General features: G+C 64.4%; 19 protein-coding genes. 4 read left to right on the plus strand and 15 right to left on the minus strand.

From position 1 onward, the window contains the following. The first annotated feature begins 121 nt into the window (after positions 1–121). The 3 genes from HU737_RS24385 to HU737_RS24395 all read left to right on the plus strand — a co-directional run bounded on the left by HU737_RS24385 (position 122) and on the right by HU737_RS24395 (position 3,292). Positions 122–1,540: an FAD-dependent oxidoreductase gene (locus HU737_RS24385; RefSeq protein WP_186556575.1), complete on the plus strand. Its 1,419-nt coding sequence runs from the start codon at positions 122–124 to the stop codon at positions 1,538–1,540. Between the two features lie 183 nt (positions 1,541–1,723). After that, a complete protein-coding gene (hemE, locus tag HU737_RS24390) occupies positions 1,724–2,788 on the plus strand; it encodes a uroporphyrinogen decarboxylase (RefSeq protein ID WP_186556576.1) in 1,065 nt (354 codons plus the stop codon). Positions 2,789–2,944: 156 nt separating this feature from the next. Continuing rightward, a complete protein-coding gene (locus HU737_RS24395; protein WP_186556577.1) occupies positions 2,945–3,292 on the plus strand; it encodes a YgiW/YdeI family stress tolerance OB fold protein in 348 nt (115 codons plus the stop codon). A 111-nt stretch (positions 3,293–3,403) separates the two neighbouring features. On the opposite strand, the gene HU737_RS24400 is transcribed toward HU737_RS24395, so the two are convergent. After that, positions 3,404–4,648 (minus strand): MFS transporter, encoded by a 1,245-nt coding sequence (locus HU737_RS24400; protein ID WP_186556578.1) that lies wholly within the window; start codon positions 4,646–4,648, stop codon positions 3,404–3,406. A 125-nt stretch (positions 4,649–4,773) separates the two neighbouring features. Here HU737_RS24400 and HU737_RS24405 point away from each other — a divergent pair, with 125 nt between their 5' ends. Further along, complete coding sequence (locus HU737_RS24405; RefSeq protein ID WP_186556579.1) at positions 4,774–5,667, plus strand: LysR family transcriptional regulator; 894 nt, start codon at positions 4,774–4,776, stop codon at positions 5,665–5,667. A gap of 101 nt (positions 5,668–5,768) precedes the next feature. Here HU737_RS24405 and HU737_RS24410 read toward each other — a convergent pair whose 3' ends face one another. The 14 genes from HU737_RS24410 to HU737_RS24475 all read right to left on the minus strand — a co-directional run bounded on the left by HU737_RS24410 (position 5,769) and on the right by HU737_RS24475 (position 18,936). Further along, on the minus strand, positions 5,769–7,001 hold the full coding sequence (locus tag HU737_RS24410; protein ID WP_186556580.1) for a beta-ketoacyl-ACP synthase: 1,233 nt from the start codon (positions 6,999–7,001) through the stop codon (positions 5,769–5,771). Next, on the minus strand, positions 7,001–7,729 hold the full coding sequence (gene fabG, locus HU737_RS24415) for a 3-oxoacyl-ACP reductase FabG (protein WP_186556581.1): 729 nt from the start codon (positions 7,727–7,729) through the stop codon (positions 7,001–7,003). Before fabG ends, HU737_RS24410 begins: the two co-directional genes overlap by 1 nt. Next, positions 7,722–8,192 carry a hotdog family protein gene (locus HU737_RS24420; protein ID WP_186556582.1) on the minus strand — a complete coding sequence of 157 codons (471 nt, stop codon included), beginning with the start codon at positions 8,190–8,192 and terminating at the stop codon, positions 7,722–7,724. The genes fabG and HU737_RS24420 overlap by 8 nt, the downstream gene beginning before the upstream one ends. Further along, entirely contained in the window at positions 8,189–9,370 is a 1,182-nt protein-coding gene (locus HU737_RS24425) for a beta-ketoacyl-[acyl-carrier-protein] synthase family protein (RefSeq protein WP_186556583.1), read from the minus strand. Before HU737_RS24425 ends, HU737_RS24420 begins: the two co-directional genes overlap by 4 nt. After that, positions 9,367–9,849 carry a hypothetical protein gene (locus HU737_RS24430; RefSeq protein WP_189661932.1) on the minus strand — a complete coding sequence of 161 codons (483 nt, stop codon included), beginning with the start codon at positions 9,847–9,849 and terminating at the stop codon, positions 9,367–9,369. Before HU737_RS24430 ends, HU737_RS24425 begins: the two co-directional genes overlap by 4 nt. Then, positions 9,846–12,167 (minus strand): MMPL family transporter, encoded by a 2,322-nt coding sequence (locus HU737_RS24435; RefSeq protein ID WP_186556584.1) that lies wholly within the window; start codon positions 12,165–12,167, stop codon positions 9,846–9,848. Before HU737_RS24435 ends, HU737_RS24430 begins: the two co-directional genes overlap by 4 nt. Next, positions 12,157–12,759, minus strand: a complete 603-nt coding sequence (locus HU737_RS24440) for an outer membrane lipoprotein carrier protein LolA (protein WP_186556585.1) — start codon at positions 12,757–12,759, stop codon at positions 12,157–12,159. The genes HU737_RS24435 and HU737_RS24440 overlap by 11 nt, the downstream gene beginning before the upstream one ends. A gap of 110 nt (positions 12,760–12,869) precedes the next feature. After that, positions 12,870–13,295, minus strand: coding sequence for an acyl-CoA thioesterase (locus tag HU737_RS24445; RefSeq protein WP_186556586.1), 426 nt, complete (start codon positions 13,293–13,295; stop codon positions 12,870–12,872). Then, positions 13,288–14,826, minus strand: a complete 1,539-nt coding sequence (locus HU737_RS24450) for an HAL/PAL/TAL family ammonia-lyase (protein WP_186556587.1) — start codon at positions 14,824–14,826, stop codon at positions 13,288–13,290. The genes HU737_RS24445 and HU737_RS24450 overlap by 8 nt, the downstream gene beginning before the upstream one ends. Continuing rightward, the gene (locus HU737_RS24455) at positions 14,823–15,746 is read right to left on the minus strand and encodes a lysophospholipid acyltransferase family protein (protein ID WP_186556588.1); all 924 of its coding nucleotides are present in this window, start codon (positions 15,744–15,746) and stop codon (positions 14,823–14,825) included. The genes HU737_RS24450 and HU737_RS24455 overlap by 4 nt, the downstream gene beginning before the upstream one ends. Continuing rightward, positions 15,743–16,477: a glycosyltransferase family 2 protein gene (locus HU737_RS24460; RefSeq protein ID WP_186556589.1), complete on the minus strand. Its 735-nt coding sequence runs from the start codon at positions 16,475–16,477 to the stop codon at positions 15,743–15,745. The genes HU737_RS24455 and HU737_RS24460 overlap by 4 nt, the downstream gene beginning before the upstream one ends. Further along, complete coding sequence (locus HU737_RS24465) at positions 16,470–18,143, minus strand: ApeI family dehydratase (RefSeq protein WP_186556590.1); 1,674 nt, start codon at positions 18,141–18,143, stop codon at positions 16,470–16,472. Before HU737_RS24465 ends, HU737_RS24460 begins: the two co-directional genes overlap by 8 nt. Next, entirely contained in the window at positions 18,140–18,685 is a 546-nt protein-coding gene (locus HU737_RS24470) for a COG4648 family protein (RefSeq protein WP_186556591.1), read from the minus strand. Before HU737_RS24470 ends, HU737_RS24465 begins: the two co-directional genes overlap by 4 nt. Further along, complete coding sequence (locus HU737_RS24475) at positions 18,682–18,936, minus strand: acyl carrier protein (protein WP_186556592.1); 255 nt, start codon at positions 18,934–18,936, stop codon at positions 18,682–18,684. The genes HU737_RS24470 and HU737_RS24475 overlap by 4 nt, the downstream gene beginning before the upstream one ends. Between the last annotated feature and the right edge of the window lie 3 nt (positions 18,937–18,939).

The raw sequence follows: 18,939 nt of genomic DNA on the forward strand, positions 1-18,939 counted from the left end.
GCAGCTGCAAGTGGCAAGCCTCAAGCTGCAAGTGACCGCAGTGCGAGGTTTGCCGGGCTTACGTGATCGTCTTGCGGCTTGCAGCTTATCGCTTGCAGCTGCTGTTGAGAGGTTTTGAAAAATGGCTGAACGTCTGAATAACGACTTCCAGTTCATCGAAGTCGGGCGCAAAGACCCGAAGAAAAAGCTGCTGCGTCAGCGCAAGAAGGAGTTCGTCGAGATCTACGAACCCTTCAAGCCCCAGCAGTCCGTCGACCAGGCGCACCGTTGCCTGGGTTGCGGCAACCCGTACTGCGAATGGAAATGCCCGGTGCACAACTTCATCCCCAACTGGTTGAAGCTGGTCTCCGAAGGCAACATCCTGGCCGCGGCGGAACTGTCGCACCAGACCAACACCCTGCCGGAAGTCTGTGGCCGCGTGTGCCCGCAGGATCGTCTGTGCGAAGGTGCCTGCACCCTCAACGACGGCTTTGGCGCCGTCACCATCGGCTCGGTGGAGAAGTACATCACCGACACCGCCTTCGCCATGGGCTGGCGTCCGGACATGTCCAAGGTCAAGCCGACCGGCAAGCGTGTCGCCATCATCGGTGCCGGCCCGGCCGGCCTGGGTTGCGCTGACGTGCTGGTGCGTGCCGGGGTGACTCCGGTGGTGTTCGACCGCAACCCTGAAATCGGTGGCCTGCTGACCTTCGGCATCCCCGAGTTCAAGCTGGAAAAGACCGTGCTGAGCAATCGCCGCGAAGTCTTCACCGGCATGGGCATCGAGTTCCGCCTGAACACCGAAGTGGGCAAGGACATCACCTTGGAACAACTGCTCGCCGAGTACGACGCAGTGTTCATGGGCATGGGCACCTACACCTACATGAAGGGCGGTTTCCCAGGTGAAGACCTTCCGGGCGTGCACGATGCGTTGGACTTCCTGATCGCCAACGTCAACCGCAACCTGGGCTTTGAAAAGTCGCCGGAAGACTTCGTCGACATGCAGGGCAAGAAGGTGGTGGTGCTTGGCGGTGGCGATACCGCGATGGACTGCAACCGCACCTCGATCCGCCAGGGCGCCAAGTCGGTGACCTGTGCCTATCGTCGTGACGAGGCGAACATGCCCGGTTCGCGCAAAGAGGTGAAGAACGCCAAGGAAGAGGGGGTGAAATTCCTCTACAACCGCCAGCCGATCGCCATCGTTGGCGAAGACAAGGTTGAAGGGGTGAAGGTGGTCGAGACCCGTCTCGGCGAGCCGGATGCCCGTGGCCGTCGTAGCCCTGAGCCGATTCCGGGCTCCGAGGAGATCCTGCCGGCCGATGCCGTGGTGATCGCCTTCGGTTTCCGTCCGAGCCCAGCGCCGTGGTTCGAGCAGTACGGCATTCAAACCGACAGCCAAGGGCGGGTGGTTGCACCTGAGAAGGCCAAGTTCAAGCACCAGACCAGCAACCCTAAAGTGTTTGCCGGTGGCGACATGGTGCGCGGTTCTGACCTGGTGGTGACGGCGATCTTCGAAGGGCGCACCGCTGCGGAAGGGATCCTGGACTACCTCGAAGTCTGATCGATCGCTATCGCGGGGTAAGCCCGCTGCCATGCAGAAGTGTGTGCTGCGTGGGAGCGGGCTTGCCCCGCGATGCTTTTTGTATACAAAAATAATTGATCCAAGGCAGACGGATAGACAAACAACCGTGCCTTTTCTCTGTACGTCTGAGAAAATGCCCGCACTTTTTTTCCGGATGCCGACATGACTGCCCTGAAGAACGATCGTTTCCTGCGTGCACTGCTCAAGCAACCCGTAGACGTCACTCCAGTCTGGATGATGCGCCAGGCCGGCCGCTACCTGCCGGAGTACCGCGCCAGCCGGGCCAAGGCGGGTGACTTCATGAGCCTGTGCATGAACCCGCAGTTCGCCTGCGAGGTCACCCTGCAGCCGCTGGACCGTTACCCGCTGGACGCAGCGATCCTCTTCTCGGACATCCTCACCATCCCCGATGCCATGGGCCAGGGCCTGTACTTCGAAACTGGCGAGGGCCCGCGTTTCAAGAAGGTCATCAGCACCCTGGCGGACATCGAAGCGCTGCCGATCCCTGATCCGCACAAGGACCTGGGCTACGTGATGGACGCGGTCAGCACCATCCGCCGTGAGCTCAATGGCCGTGTACCGCTGATCGGCTTCTCCGGCAGCCCCTGGACCCTGGCTACCTACATGGTCGAAGGCGGCTCCTCCAAGGATTTTCGCAAGACCAAGGCCATGCTCTACGACAACCCGCAGGCCCTGCACCTGCTGTTGGACAAGCTGGCCCAGTCGGTCACCAGCTACCTCAACGGCCAGATCCAGGCCGGTGCTCAGGCGGTGCAGATCTTCGACACCTGGGGTGGCAACCTGTCGGCGGCGGCCTACCAGGAGTTCTCCCTGGCCTACATGCGCAAAATCGTCAGCGGCCTGATCCGCGAGCACGACGGGCGCAAGGTGCCGGTGATCCTGTTCACCAAGAACGGCGGCATGTGGCTGGAAAGCATCGCCGAGGCTGGCGCTGACGCGTTGGGCCTGGACTGGACCTGCGAGATTGGCGATGCCCGCCGCCGGGTCGGCGACAAGGTGGCCCTGCAGGGCAACATGGACCCAACCGTGCTGTATGCCAAGCCTGCCGCGATTCGCCAGGAAGTTGCGCGGATTCTGGCTAGCTACGGCAAGGGCACTGGGCATGTATTCAACCTGGGGCATGGCATTACCCCAGAGGTCGATCCAGAGCATGCAGGCGCGTTCATCAACGCGGTGCACGAGCTGTCCGCGCAGTATCATCAGTAAGCGTTGAATCTATCGCGGGGCAAGCCCGCTCCCACGCAAAAGTCCTCAGGGACGAGGCGTGGGAGTGGGCTTGCCCCGCGATACGTTTGGATTAAGGTTTAATTCAGCGATCGTCGTTAATCTGGTCCCATCTCAACCGATACAGGACCTGACCTCATGAAGGCTCGCTACTTCGCCCTGATTCTCGCGCCGCTGTTCAGCACCGCTGCCCTGGCCAATACCTACACCGGTCCAGGTGCTCAACCGGTCACCACTGTGGCTGCTGCCAACGACGCCGCTGACGACACCCGCGTGGTCCTGCAAGGCTTCGTGACCAAGAAGCTGGATAACGACGACAAGTACGAATTCAAGGACAACACCGGCACCATCAAAGTCGAGATCGACGATGAGGACATGCCAGCGGCAGGCTTCAACGACAAGACCAAGGTCAAGCTGACCGGTGAAGTCGAGAAGAACCTGATGAGCCGCGAAGTGGATGTGGATATCGTCGAGATCATTAACTGATCAGCATTGATGCCTGATCAAAACGTGGGAGCGGGCTTGCCCCGCGATGGCGATGCAGAGGTCTTCTGCGCTATCGCGGGGCAAGCTCGCTCTCACGTTGCGCCACTTCGATCAGAGGGACTTGGGTTGTAGCCGGCTCAAGTGCAACGCCACCAGCAACGCCACCGCCAACAGGCTGCCAATGAACAGGCCAATCCCATTCCATCCGGCCATGTGCCAGAACACCCCACCGGCCGTCCCGGCAACACTCGATCCGGCGTAATAGCAGAACAGGTACAGCGAAGACGCCTGGCCCTTGGCCTTCAATGCGCGTCGACCAATCCAGCTGCTGGCCACCGAGTGCGCACCAAAGAAGCCAAAGGTGAACACCAGCATGCCCAGGATCACCATCGCCAACGGGCTGGCCAGGGTCAGCAACAGACCACCTGCCATCACCAGGATGCTCGCCCAGAACACCTTGCGCCGCCCCAGCTTGTCAGCAAGGGCACCGACCTGCGCCGAACTGTAGATACCCGACAGGTAAACCACCGAGAGCAAGCCCACCAGCGCTTGGTTCATGTGATACGGCTCGGCCAGCAAGCGGTAGCCGATGTAGTTGAACAGGGTAACGAAGGCGCCCATCAGCAGGAACGCTTCAAGGAACAACCACGGCAACCCGGCGTCGCGAAAGTGCATGACAAAGCTGTCGAGCAGACTGCGCGGGTTCATCGCTTGTGGGCGGAAGTTGCGCGACTCGGGCAGCACTTTCCAGAACACCACCGCCGCCGCCAGGGCCAGCCCGCCAATGGTCAGCATCGCCGTGTGCCAGCTGACGAAGTCGATCAGCACGCCAGTGATCAGCCGCCCGCTCATGCCGCCGATGGCGTTGCCGCCGATGTACAGGCCCATGGCCAAGCCGATGTGCTGCGGATGAATCTCCTCACTCAGGTAGGTCATTGCCACCGCTGCCAGGCCGCTTAGCGACAAGCCAACCAAGGCCCGCGTCGCCAGCACCAACTCCCAACTTGGCATAACCGCACTGGCCAGGGTCGACAGCGCAGCGCAGACCAGGGCGAATACCATCACCGGCTTGCGGCCGATCCGGTCCGAGATCGGCCCGGTGACCAGCAGGCCAAAGGCGAGCATCGCCGTCGACACCGACAGCACCAGGCTGCTCTGCGCGGCGTTGATGGAGAACTCCTGCGACAGCAGCGGCATCATCGGTTGCACGCAGTAGAGCAGGGCAAAGGTGGCAAAGCCGCCGCTGAACAATGCCAGCACGGTCTTGAGGAAGGCGGGAGTGCCTTTCTCGATCCAGATCTCGTTCAGTGGGGCAGGCTCAGGGTCGACAGGCAGGGGCGCTACAGCAGTTTTCACGAAGGGGTCCCTCGGGCACGCGGGCCGGTGTTGCGAATTGTAAAAAGCATATAGCTGGCTAATGATTAGATCCAATATATTGTTCGACCTATTTAAGACGTTGTACGACTTGTTTGGAGCTGCTCATGGAATTGCGTCACCTGCGCTACTTCATCGCCGTTGCCGAGGAGCTGCACTTTGGCCGCGCCGCGCAGCAGCTGGGGATTTCCCAGCCCCCCCTGAGTCAGCAGATCCAGGCGCTGGAGCAGGAGCTGGGCGCGCGTCTGTTCGAGCGCACCAATCGTCGGGTCGAGCTGAGCGAAGCGGGCCGGTTGTTTTTAGAGGAGGCGCGCCAGGTACTCGCCCAAGTGGAAAAAGCCGCTGATGTCGCCCGTCGAGCGCAACTGGGCGAGTTGGGTGAGATGAAGATCGGCTTCACCTCCTCGGCGCCGTTTACCTCGAAGATTCCCAAGGCGATTCATGCATTTCGCCAGCGCTTTCCCGCCGTGCACTTGAACCTCAAGGAGATGAGCAGTCGAGATGTCGCCGAGGCGGTATTCGACGAGTCGATCGAAGTCGGCCTGATGCGGCCAATGCCGCTGCCAGAGGGATTGGTCGTCACTGAGTTGTTCCGAGAGCCGCTGGTGGCAGTGATCAACGCCTCGCACCCGCTGGCGCAGGGGAGCGAGCAGGGCGTGTACATGGCGGCGCTGGCCCATGAGCCGTTCGTGTTCTTTCCGCGCAGCTATGGCAGCGGCTTGCATGCGCAGTTATTGAGCCTGGCCCGGCAAGCGGGGTTCAGCCCACATTTTGCCCAGGAGGCGGGGGAGGCGATGACCATCATTGGCCTGGTGTCGGCGGGGTTGGGGGTGTCGGTGCTGCCGGCGTCGTTCCAGCGCATGCGTATTGATGGCGTGGTGTATCGCACCCTGCTCGATGAGGGCGCGGGGACATCGGTGTGGCTGGTCCAGCGCCAGGCAGGAGGGTCGGCGATGGCCAGGGCATTTGCCGAGCTCCTGACCCGCGAAAGTACCCTGTAGCCCGTCCTGGTCTCTTCGCGGGCAAGCCCGCCTCCACAAGGTTATGCAACACCACCGGACCCTGTGGGAGCTTGCCCGCGAAGAGGCCGGTGCAAGCGCCATCAAACCGTCGGCCAGCGCCGGAAGATCAACGAGGTATTCACCCCACCAAAGGCAAAATTGTTGTTCATCACGTACTCATTGCTCATCACCCGCATGCCGCCACGCAAGTAGTCGAGCTCGCCACAGCGCGGGTCGATGTTGTCGAGGTTGAGGGTGGGCACGTACGTGTCGCGATTCATCATCTCGATGCTGAACCACGACTCCAGCGCACCACAGGCGCCCAGGGTATGGCCGAGGAAGCTCTTCTGCGAGCTGATCGGCATCCGCGGCCCAAACAGTTCGCTGGTAGCCAGGGTCTCGGCGATATCGCCCTGTTCAGTGGCCGTGCCATGGCCGTTGACGTAGCCAATCGCCTCGGGCGCCAACCCGGCATCCTCCAGCGCCAGCTCCATGGCGCGGCGCATGGTGGTCTGTTCAGGACGCGTGATGTGCTGGCCGTCGGCATTGCTGCCAAAACCAACGATCTCGGCATGAATGCGCGCGCCACGGGCCAGCGCATGCTCCAGCTCCTCCAGCACCAGCATGCCGCCACCCTCACCCACTACCAGCCCGTCGCGGGCGCTGTCGTAAGGGCGCGGGCTCAGTTGAGGGGTGTCGTTCATCAGGCTGGTCGCATATAGGGCATCGAACACCATGGCCTCGGTTGGGCACAGCTCTTCGGCGCCACCGGCGAGCATCATCGGCAGGCGACCGAATTTTATCGCCTCGTAGGCATAGCCGACCCCTTGGCTACCACTGGTGCAGGCGCTGGAGGTGGGGATCAGCCGGCCGGTGAGGCCAAAGAAGATGCTGATGTTGGCCGCAGTGGTGTGCGGCATCATGCGCACGTAGGAGTTGGCATTGAGGCCATCGGCCCTGGCGTTGAGCAGCATGTTGCCGAATGCCTTGATCTCGTCGGTGCTGCCAGCAGAGGAGCCGCACGCCACGCCCATGCGGCCATCGCGGATGCTCGGGTCGTCGAGCAGGCCGGCATCGGCCAGCGCTCGTTCTGCAGCCGCTACCGCCAGGCGGGCGACCCGGCCCATGCTGCGCAGTTGCTTGCGGGTCCAGTGCGCGGGCACTGCGAAGTCGTCGATGGGCCCGCCCAGGCGGGTATTGAGGTCTTCGAAAACGTCCCATTCGTGCATGCGGCGAATGCCACTGCGGTTGCTCACAAAATGCCTGGAGAGGGTTTCCCAGTCATTGCCCAGGGCAGTGATGCCGGCCATGCCGGTGACCACGACACGGCGCATCAGCACAACCCTCCGTTGACCGCGATGACCTGGCGGGTGATGTAGGCCGCTTCACTGGACATCAGGAAGTTGACCGTACCGGCGACCTCTTCCGGGGTGCCCATGCGCTGGGCCGGAATCATCTTGAGCAACTCCTCGACCGGCACGTGCTCGTCGAGCATGGCCGTGTCGATCAGCCCTGGGGCGACGCAGTTGACCGTGATCCGGCGCTTGCCCAGTTCGATCGCCAGGGCCTTGGCCGCACCGATCAGGCCGGCCTTGGAGGCGCTGTAGTTGACCTGGCCGCGATTGCCGATCAGCCCGGAAACCGAGGTGATGCAGACGATCCGCCCCGGCGCACGGCGGCGGATCATCGGCATCATCAAGGGGTGCAGGACGTTGTAGAAACCATCCAGATTGGTCCGCATGACCTGGTCCCAATCGTCCTCGCTCAGGGCCGGGAAGGCGCCATCGCGAGTCAGCCCGGCGTTGCACACCACGCCGTAGTAAGCGCCATGCGCTTCGACATCCTCATTGAGGATGGCAGCGCAGGCCGCCCGATCGGCGATATCGAATTGCAGGATGCGTGCCTGGCGCCCCAGCGCGCGGACCTGTTCGGCAACCGCCTCGGCCTCGCTGCGGCCACTGCGACAATGCAGGACCAGATCGTAGCCGGCGCGGGCCAGGCGCAGGGCGATCGCGCGGCCAATGCCGCGGCTGGAGCCGGTGACCAGGATGGTGTCAGTCATGCGGGTGTTCCTCGGGTGCCGGCTCGGCCAGGTACTGGCTTGCCTGGGGCGGGCGATAGACATTCAGGCGGGCGCTGGCTTGGATGCCGTCGCCGCGCAGGTGGCATTCGAACACACCCATGCCGTTGTCGTCTTCCAACGAGCGCAGGGCATGGATACGCAGTTGGGCGCCGACGGGGAAGTGTTCGACAGTGCACTCGAACTTGCGTGTGCCGAGCAGAAAGCCCATTTCCACTGGCTGGCCCAGCCGCCGTGCGCGACAGCCGGCATAGGCCGCCACGCTCTGCGCCATCAGCTCCAGCGCCAGCCAGGCGGGCAGGCTGCCGTCGGCACGGTTGAATTGGCCGCCAGCACGGACCGTTGCGTGGGTGTGGATCTGCTCCTCGTCACAACTGTCGATGCCATCAATGAGGATCATGTCACCGGCGTGTGGCAGCAGGTCGGCCAGGGGCCAGGTGGTCATGGTGCATCTCCGAGAATCAGGCTGACATTGTTGCCGCCGAAGGCGAACGAATTGCTCATCAACCGGCGCGGGCCGTGCAGGGCCAGGCGCTGGCTGCCATCGACCAGATTGAGCGCGGGCAGTTGTGGGTCGGCCTGGCCATCCCACACATGCGGCGGCAGCAGGCCGAGTGGGTTGTGCTCGCTCAGGCTCAGCCAGCAGAAGGCTGCTTCCAGGGCGCCGGCGGCGCCGAGGGTATGGCCGGTCATCGGCTTGCTCGATGAGCAAGGCAGCTGGGCGCCGAACAGGTTGTGCACGGCCCGGCATTCCATGGCGTCGTTGTGCTCGGTGGCGGTGCCGTGCAGGTTCAGGTAATCGATCTGCGCGGGCTTGAGACGGGCATTGTCCAGCGCTTTGCCCATGGCCTGCAAGGCGCCCTTGCCGCTCGGTTCGGGGGCGGAAATGTGGTGCGCGTCTGAGCTGGCGCCTGCGCCGAGCAGGGCAATGCCTGGACCTTCGCGGGTCATCAGGAACAGCGCCGCGCCTTCGCCGATATTGATCCCAGCGCGGTTGACCGACAACGGGTTGCAGCGCTGTGAGCTGACGGCCTCCAGGGCGTTGAAGCCATTGACGGTCAGGCCACACAGGCTGTCGACGCCGCCGCACAGCACCGCATCGCACAGGCCCAAATCGAGCAGTCGGCGTGCGCTCAACAGGGCGCGGCCACTGGAGGTGCAGGCGGTCGAGATGACATAAGCCGGGCCTTCGAGTTGCAGCCAAGCGGCCAGGAAGTTGGCCGGTGCGCTCAGTTCCTGCTGGTCATAGCGATAGTCCGCAGGGAAGTGCCCAGCGTCCAGGTAGTGGGCGATGCCGGCGCTGGCTTCGTCGATTCCCGAGGTGCTGGTGCCTAGCACCACACCGACCCGCTGTACGCCGTGGCGCTCGATGGCCTGGCGGATGACCGGCTCGATCTGCAGGGCAGCGGCATACAGCAGCTGATTGTTGCGGCTTTGCTGGCCTGCTAGGGGTAGCTGCGGCAACGGGCCGGCCACGGCGCCGACCGGCAGGCTGCGCTGCGGCACCCAGCCGTCCTGCGCTTGCATGCCTGAGCAGTCACCGGCGAACAGCTTGCGGGCGACTTCGGCCTGGCCCTGGCCAAGGGCGCAGACCAGGCCCAGGGCATTGAGGTAGGCGGTCATGGCGCAGTCTCATTGGGCAGAGGGCTGACGAGGTAACGCAGGCCCTGGCCGAGGTTCAAGGTGAAGTGGTCGGCCTGGCGATAGTCGACCTGCCAGCGCGTATCCAGCCAGCGCCGCTGCTCCTGCTGCCGGGCCTGTGGATAAAGCTGCAGCAGTTGCTGCTCGGGAGTTAGCGCGAACAACACGGCGGCGAACAACTCGCGCGCAGCGGGGTTGGGTGGCAGCAGGCCATCGGCTTGCCAGTCCTGGCCATCGAGCAATTGCCGCGCCTGGGGGATGCCCATCAGGTCGAGCAGCGACCAGCGCAGGTGGCCATTTTCACGCTGCACCACCAACAACCAGTCCTGACGTTGCCCGGCTTGTTCGCGTTGCACGTGCAATTGCTGCGGCAGCGTCAGCTGGGGTAGGCGCTCCGGTAGCGGTGGCCGCGCAGCGCAGGCGCTCAGCAGCAGGGTCAGCAACAGCAGCAGGGGTTTCATGATTGCGCGGGTTCTCTATCACGGGCGGCGGCCCAAGGCGCCAGGACGAAACTGAAGGCCAGGCCCAGGCTCACTGCCAGACCAAAGTTGCTCACCGCCGGCGTGCTGGACAGTGCCAACAGGCCAAACGACAGCCAGGTGGTGAGCGCCGCCAACAAGGTGCCGAGCAGACTGACCGCAGCGCCGCCGATCCGTTCGTGCATGAGGATCGCGTAGTCGACACTGATCGCCGTTACCAGCAGCAGGCCGAACAGGCTGAACAGGGTCAGCGGTTGCCCCAGCCAGCCAAGGCTGGCCAGGCTGCACAGCGCGGCCAGCAGCGGCAGGGCTACCAGCCGTAGGGCGCCAGCCAAACCGAAGGGCACGACCAACAGCAATAGGATCAGCGCGCACGACAGCAGTTTCAACTCGGCGGCGCTGACTTGGGTAGCGGCGAACAACTGGTTCAGCTGACCGAGCCGATCCACCAGTTGCACCCCTGGCAGTTCATCGGTCTGCAAGCGCAGCAGCGCCGGATCATTGAGCCCTTGCAGGCTGACGATCGCCGCCACGCCATGGCCATCCTTGCCCAGCCACAACGGTCGCCAAGCCTCGCCGAGCGGGCCAGCCAGGACGTGCTCGATCGAGCGATCGGGCAGGCTGCGCAGTTGTTCAAGCTCTGCGGCCAATGCATCTTGCGGCACGCCCAGCGCCAGCAACGGTTGCCAATGGGCAGGCAATTGCGCCAGCGCCTGGCGTAGCTGTTGCTGAGCGCCAGCGCTGGCGACCAGTTGGCTGAGGCTCATGTAGCCCTTGAGCTTGTCAAGCTCAGCCAGCTCGTCGAGCTTTGTACTCAACCCCTGCAAGCGTTCGAGCAGTTGGCCTTGGTCGGCGGCGCGGACCAGGTAGAACTGGCTGGTCGGCTGGTAACCGGTGATGCGTGCGACGGCCTGCGCCTCTTGCAGCAACTGCGGTGAGCTACCGACCCACTGGCGGATATCGTTACGGCTGTCCAGTTGCCACAGGCCTGCGGCGCAGAACAGCATCAAAAGGCCCAGCAACACGGCACTGGGGACTTTGCTCAGCAGGCGTTCACGTAGGTCGGTGAGGGCCTGGGCGATGCGCAGTGGCCAGTCTGCCGGGCGCAGCTCGACAGACTGTAGCAGTGCCGGTAGCAGGCACACTGCGCTGAGGTAGGCGCCGACTAGGCCCGCCGCCGAGAATGCAGCGATCTGGGTCAGTGCCGGGAACGGGGTGAACGCCAGGGCCAGGTAACCGATGCAGCTGGTGACCAGGCTCAGGCTCAGCCCCGGCAAGGTAAGCCGCAGCGCCGCCCAGCTGCGCCAAGGGCGCAGGCTCCAGCTCTTGGACAGGTAGTGCAGCGGATAGTCCACCGCCACCCCGATCAGGCTGGAACCCAGGACCAAGGTCATTACATGCATCTTGCCGAACAGCGCCACGCAGGCCACCGCGCCGAACAGCATGCCAACCAGCACCGGCACGAATGCCAGCAACACCCGCCAGCGGCGAAACGCCAGCAGCAACAGCAGAAGAATGCCCAGGGTGGCGCCACCGCCGACCCAGGTGATCTCCCGGCTGGCCTGGCGCTGACCATTGGCGGCGTGCAACAGGCCGCTGACCGCCATCAGTTGGGCCCCGCTCTGCTCGGCTTGGAGCCGGCTGGCGGCCAGCAGGTCGGCGACCTGCAACGGCAACTTCAGGTCGAAGGCATCGCCCTGGCTGCGCGCGCGCAGCAATACCCAGTGCTTGCCGTCAGCCTCGGCGATCAGCGCACCGCTGGCGGTGTCGAGCTGGACATTGGCGGGCTTCGGCTGGCTGGCCTGGATGCGTCCAGTCAGGCCTAGCCAATCGTCCTGGCTGGGGACCAGGCTAAAGCCGGTGAAGGGGTCGAACAGGCTTTGCACGCGTTGTTCGATAAAGGCCTCGGGCTGTTCGACCAGCTGCCTGCGATCAGCGGCCGAAAGCATTGCCAGGCGGCCTTGCAGCAATTGTTCGCGCACTGCTTGCAGGTCGGTCTGCAAGCTCCACTGGACCTTTTCGAACAGGCCGCTGGCTTGCCACTGTTTGGCCAGGCGTTCGGCGAGCGCCACGGCGCGCTGGCGGTCCTGGTCGCCGATCAACACCAGCATCTCGCGGTTCAGCGGTGCCTGCATGCGTTGCTCGGCGCGCTGTACCAACGGATCCTGGGTGTCGCCCGGCACCAGCGCCATCAAGTCGCCCGACAGCGGCGCGCCACGCTGCCACTGCCAGCCGGCGACGGCGAGCACAGTAATCAGCAAGGCCAGGAACAGCCGTGGCAACAGACGTTCAATCGGCAAAATCGCTGCGCTCCGTATCGCTCAGGGCGGTGGCGCCGCTGCTGGCTGGCATGCGCAGCACGGTGCTGTCGCCTTGGCTTTCTTCAAGCTCGATGCGCTCGACGTACTGGCCGCCGGCGATGTCGATACGGCGGAAGATCTGCTTGAGCAACAGCGAGCGAGGGTTCAACTGCAGTAGCCAGTGCTCGGCGGTGCCTTGCAAGTTCAGCTCGAAGTCGCGTTGCAGGCCGCTGCTGTCGCCTTGCAGGACAGCGAAAAACAGACGGTTCTGCTCGGCGCCGGCGCTACGGCTGGGCAGGGTTTGCCAGCCGGATGGATCACGCCGGGCAATGCCGCTGGCGGTGATGCGGTAGTCCTGGCGCAGCGGTGTTTGCAACAGCCAGAGCAGGCCGTGGTCGCGGGCCAGGACGAATTGGCCGCGGCTGACCAGGGGCTGGGGGAGGGCGCGCAGGTGTTTTTCCTGGATGAAGGGGCCTTTGACTACGGCGGGTTCGCTTAGCTGCTTTTGCAGGTCTTCGAGGGTGAAGGCTAAGGTTAGTGGGCTGGTGAGCAGCAGGGCTAACGTGGTGAGGGCGCGTAACGCCAGCGCCATGGAGTGGTTTTGAGGGTTTGGGGTCGCCTTGCGACCCTTCGCGGGCAAGCCCGCTCCCACAGGGCTTTGCAGTGTTTTGATGGCCTGCAACGCAGGCCCAGTGGCACATTTCATGACAGCACCTTCTGCACCGCGTCCAGCATCACCTGCGGTGAGGCCAGTTGCATTTCGCCGCTGTCGATGTGCACCGCAACCTGCACTGTGCTGGCGCGGGTCATGCGCTCGCCGCTTGCGGCATCGCTGATCAGGTAATTGATCTTCAGTCGGCTTTCCCATTCCACCAGGCTGGCGCGCACGTTCAGGCGCTGGCCGAACGTGGCGCCACGGATGTAGCGCAGCTGCAAGTCGATCACCGGCCACATGTAGCCGCTGGCGTGCATCTGCCGATAGTCGTGCTCGAGCTTGTCGAGCAAGGCACAGCGGGCGACTTCCAGGTACTTGACGTAGTGCCCGTGCCAGACGATGTGCATGCTGTCGACATCGAAGAACGGCACGACGATCTCAGTATCGACGTGGAACACGCCGGGGCTACGCATGCAGCCTCCAGTGTCGTTCGGCGATACGGCTCAGGCACAGGCGCAGTTCTCGCTCCAATGCGCGGTCTTCGATGACGGGGGCGAAGTCTTCCAGCAATACGGCATGCATCTCGGCCAGCGCTGGCGGCAGTGGTCGCTCACCCGCCTGGCGGCGACGCAGCCAGACGCCCTGATTGGCTGCCAGCAGGGTTGCCGCAGCGACCTGCTCGGTCAGCTCAAGAACGCGCAAGGCATCGCGTGCGGCGATAGTGCCCATGCTTACCTTGTCCTGGTTGTGGCATTCGGTGGAGCGGGAAAACACGCTGGCGGGCATGGTCTGCTTGAGCGCCTCGGCGGTCCAGGCGCTGGCGCCGATCTGCACTGCCTTGAAGCCATGGTTGAGCATCGCACGGCCTGCTTCGGCCCCCGACAGATTGCTCGGCAGGCCATGGTTGTAGCGTTCGTCGACCAGCAGCGCGAGCTGGCGGTCGAGCAGGTCGGCGACGTTGGCCACCAGGGTCTTCAGGCTGTCCATGGCGAAGGCGATATGCCCGCCATAGAAATGGCCACCATGCAGAACTCGCTCGGCGTCGCCGTCGATGATCGGGTTATCGTTGGCGCTATTGAGCTCGGTTTCGATAAAACTGCGCAACCAGCCCAGGCTGTCGGCCAGCACCCCCAGTACATGGGGTGCGCAGCGCAGCGAGTAGCGGTCTTGCAGGCGGTGCAGCGGGGCCGCTGGGGCGTCGATGGCCAGATCCTGGCGCAGCCAGGCGGCGACTTGGGTCTGGCCGGGGTGCGGTTTGGCGGCGAACAGGCGCTCGTCGAAATGCTCAGGGTTGCCCTGCAACGCGATCACGTTGAGTGCGGTGATCCGGGTGGCCAGCTTGAGCAGGTAGTCGGCGCGGCCAAAGGCCAGGCAGGCCAGGCCGGTCATCACGGCGGTGCCGTTCATCAAAGCCAGGGCTTCCTTGGGGCGCAGCACCAGCGGTTGCCAGCCGAGCTCGCGATGTACCTCGGCGCTGCTGCGCTTTTCACCGCGGTACAGCACTTCGCGTTCGCCAGACAGGGTCGCCGCTACGTATGACAGCGGGGTCAGGTCGCCGCTGGCGCCCACCGAGCCCTCTTCCGGGATCAGCGGCAGGATGTCGTGTTCGAGGAACGCGCGCAGCCGTTCCAGCAACTCCAGGCGCACCCCCGACATCCCATGGCTCAGCGAGCGCAGCCGCGCAGCCAGTACCGCGCGGGTGGCCGCAGGCTCGAGCAGCCTGCCCAGGCCGCAGCCATGGAAGGTGTACAGGTGGATCGGCAGGGCTTCGACGTGCTCCGGCGGTACTGCCACCACGCATGAGTCGCCATAGCCGGTGGTGACGCCGTAGATCACCCCTTCCTTGTCCAGCAGGGTGTCGAGAAAACGCGCGCCGCGAGCGATCCGCTCACGATAGGCGGGGTCCTCTTCCAGGCGTGCGGCTGCTTGGCGCTGGCTCAGGGCCAGGACATCCTCGATGGCGAGCGGCGCCTCGCCGAAGGTTACAGACTCATGCGTCGTCATCGGTCTTTCCAGAAGGGGTAGAAGTTGAACCATTGGGTGGGCGCCTGCTGGCAATAATGGCCCAGCCGCGCAGCGTAGCGCGCAGCCCATTCGCCGATCACCTGTTCGCGGTTGTCGCGCCGCCAGTGCAGGCGCTCGGCGAACGGCTCCAGGGTGATGCGATAGCGGCCTTCGCGCTTGAGGCAGAACAGCAGGTTGACCGGGCAACCCAACAACCCTGCCAGCAACCAGGGGCCTTGGGGAAATGCGGCCGGATGGCCGAGGAAATCCACCTCGACCGTACGCGCGCCATGCAGGGGCACGCGGTCGCCAGCAATCGCCAGCCATTCGCCGCGCTCCAGGCGTTCGGACAGCTGCAGCATGATCGCCGGGTCCAGCTCGCTGACCTGGATCAGCCGCAGGTGGCTGGCCCCGGCTTCGCCCAGCAAGCGATTGAAGCGTTCGGCATGGCGGGTGTGCACCAGTACGTTCATGGTCACCTGCTCGCCCAGCTCGGCCAAGGCCCGGCAGACTTCGAGGTTGCCCAGGTGCGCGCCGACCAGCATTTGCCCGCGGCTGCCACGCAGTTGCTGGCGCAGGCCGGCAGGGTCGTCGATTTCGATATCTTGCAGGCGCAGCTTGCCGTTCCAGGCGTCGAGCTTGTCCAGCAGGGAGTCGGCGAAGGCCATGAACTGGCGAAACACCTGCCAGTGGCTGGGCGCTGGCGTGGCTGCGCCGCTGTACGCAGCCAGCCGTTGTTGATACTGCCAGGCGCTGCGCCGGGCACGGCGGCCGAACAGGAAAAAGTACAGCACGATGGCGTGGATCAGCGGGCTGAGCAGGCGCCGGCCAAGCAGGCGCACTAGCCCGGCGGTCAGCTTCATCAACCAGAAACTGCCGCGTTCGCGTTGCTCGGCCCAGTGCCGTGATGGGCTGTTCATCGTCGCCACCGACGCCAGAGGATCAGTGGCGCGCGCAGCAGCATGCCGAAGAACAAGCGCGCGTGCATGCGCGAAATCAGCGCGTTGTCGTGCACCAGGCGAAAGTGCGAGACGCCGTCCCGCGGGTAATGCACACGGGTTGGCAGCCAGCGCATCGGTTGCTCGCGCCAAGCCAGGCGCACGAGAATTTCCGTGTCGAAATCCATTCGCAGGCCCAGTTGCACCGAGTCGATCAGGGCCAGGGTCGCTGGCAGCGGGTAAACCCGAAAACCGCACATCGAATCAGGGATCGCCAGCGACAGGCTGTTGATCCACACCCATACGTGAGTCAGGTAGCGGGCATACAGGCGGCCCTTGGGCACACTGGCGTCGTACTGTGGATAACCGCAGATCAGCGCCTGCGGATGGGCCTGCGACTGGGCCAGGAAGGTGGCGATATCGGCCAGGTCATGCTGGCCATCGGCGTCCACTTGCAGGGCGTGGCTAAAACCCAGTCGCGCCGCCTCGCGCAAACCGGCCATCACCGCGCCGCCCTTGCCCTGGTTGCTGCTCAGGGTGACCAGGAACACCTGCGGCTCGCCAGCCAGCTGGCGTAGCACTTCGGCGCAAGGCGGATGGCTGGCGTCGTCCACCAGCACGCAGGGTAAGCCCGCCCGCCGCAATTCAGCGACCACGGCAGGCACCGCCCGTTCGTGGTTGTACACCGGGATCACCGCGCAAGGCTTATGCACAGGCGGCCTCCAACACAATGCGGCCGCTGGAGCAGGGTTGCCCTGCGCGGCTGAAGGCGAAGTACAGCTTGCTGCGTTGCGGGTCGAAGCGCAGGCTCAGTTCGAGCTCGTCTGCGGGGCGCACCAGTTGCTGGAACTTGAGCACTTCCATGCCGGCGAAACGCAGCCCTGGCGGCACCAGTGCGGCGCCGAGGGTAATGGCCCAGTCGATCTGCACCACGCCCGGCAGGATCGGCGTGCTCGGGAAATGGCCGGTGAAGCAGGGCAGGTCCGCAGGCACCCACAGGCGCAGCAGAGCGCCCTCTTCCAGCCGCTCAAGCACCTGGGGATCATTCGCCCGTGGCGCTTTGAGCAGGGCCTGGACCTGCGCCTCGGCCAGCTTGCCTTGGGCGTTCATCGGCAATTGCCGTAGCAGCCGCCAGCGCCGAGGCAGGGCCAGCGCCTCGCAATACTGGGCCAGGTGCTGGCGCAGGCTGTCGAGCAAGGTCCGCCGGCCCTGGTTGCGCAAGGCGTGCACGCCGGCTGGGCTAAGTACCAACAAGGCGCCCAGCGAGGCACGGCCTTCCTCGATCACGCCCAGGCGCGCTTCGCTGACCCAGGCGTGGCGGCACAGCGCCTGTTCGAGCATGGGCAGGGCGATACGTTTTTCTTCCAGCTTGACGATGCGGTCGAGGCGGCCGAGCAGGCGCAAGCGGCCATCACTGAACAGTTCAGCAGCATCGGCACTTTGTTCGATATGGCCAGGCGGCAAGTAGGGCGAGGCGATGCGCAGGGCGCCCTGTTCATCCACAGCAAGTTGCACGCCTGCGAAGGGTTGCCACAGGTCGCCGCCCTCTCGCCAGGCGATGCCGCCGGTTTCCGAGCTGCCGAGGATCTCCACGGGCCATTGGCCAAGCCGCTGCTGCAGACGTGCACTTGCCTCGGCTGGCAGCTCGCCCCCTGATGAGAACACTTTGCGCACCTGGCTCAATGCTGGCCAATCGAGGTTATCGCCCATGCGCTTGAGCAGCGCCGGGCTGGCCACCCAGGCAAAGCTTGGCAGTTCGAGGCTGGCCCGCTGCAGATCTTCGGGGAAGGGCATTGGCTGGCGCAGGAAACCCCGGCCGGCACAGAGAGGCCAAAGCACGCGGAACAACAGGCCGTAGATATGCTGGGTGGCCACGCTGCCGATGATCCAGGCATCGCCAAGGGCCGCGCCCCACAGCTGCTCCAGGGCGGCGACTTCATTGGCCAGCTGGCGCAGGCGCTTGTCGATCAGCTTGGCTTGGCCGCTGGAACCTGAGGTGCACAGGCCAATCCGGCACTTATCGAGATCCAGCTCGGCGGGCGACAGCGGTTCGTCCTGTAGGTCGGCGATGCTGAGGTCGTCGGGCTGGTCACTTATCCACAGGTCGACCTGATCGTCCCAGCGTGCGCGGGTCTGCGCTTGCAGGTCGGCCGGTAGCAAGACCTGCACGCCGGCGCGCCAGGCACCGAGCAATGCGATGGCCAGCTCGGCAGCGTCTTGCAGGTGCACCGCCAGGCGCTGGATACCTTTCGCTTGCAGGCCACCGGCCAGGCGCAGGGCCTGTTCACACAGCTCGGCATGCGTCAGGGCGGGCGCCTGCGTGACCAAGCGCGGCCCGTCCACGGGGCGCAACAGCTGCTCGGGGTTGATCCAGTTCATGCGCGTCCTCGCACCTGTTGTCGTGTCAGCCATTCACCGGCAAACAGCAGGCCCATGGCGATATAGGCAATCAGGCCGTTGTACAGGGTCCACCAGCTCAGCGGCGCCCAGAGGGTGAGAGCCGCAGCGATCCCGCCGTTGAGCACAAAGAAGCCACACCACACTTGGGTCACTCGGCGGGTGTAGCTGAGCGCCGCTTCAGGCAGCTGCGGTTCGCGCAAACGGGCCAAGCGCTCAACCAGCGGCGGGCCGTATTTCAGGCTCGAACCGAACAGCACCAGCATGAAGGCGTTGACCAGCACCGGATACCAACGCAGCAGTTGGCTGCTGTCGGAAAGCGCGAGCACGGCGCAGAACGTCAGCGCTACTGCCGCCATCCACAGGTTGCCGGGGCGGCGCGGTGCGCTGACGCTGCGGGCCAGCCACAGGCCGCCGAGCAGCACGGCGAACTGCCAGGGCGCGAAATGGCCGAGGCCGAAATGCACGGCAAACGGATACAGCACGCCGGCCAGCACCAGGCCCAGGCCGACCAGGCGTTTCATGCCGCAGTGTTGACCAGGCGGAATACGGCTTCGACCACATCGCCCACGGTGCGCACGCTCTTGAAGTCTTCGGCGCTGATCTTCTTGCCGGTCTGGCGCTTGATATGGTCGATCAGGTCGATGGCATCGATGCTGTCGATTTCCAGGTCCTGGTACAGGTTGGAGTCCAGGGTGATGCTGGCAGGGTTGGTTTCGAACAGCTCGACCAAGGCGTCGCGCAGGATATTGAAGATGTCTTCACGGTTTTGCATGGG

It is taken from the genome of Pseudomonas urmiensis, from assembly GCF_014268815.2.
Classification (GTDB): Bacteria; Pseudomonadota; Gammaproteobacteria; order Pseudomonadales; family Pseudomonadaceae; genus Aquipseudomonas; species Aquipseudomonas urmiensis.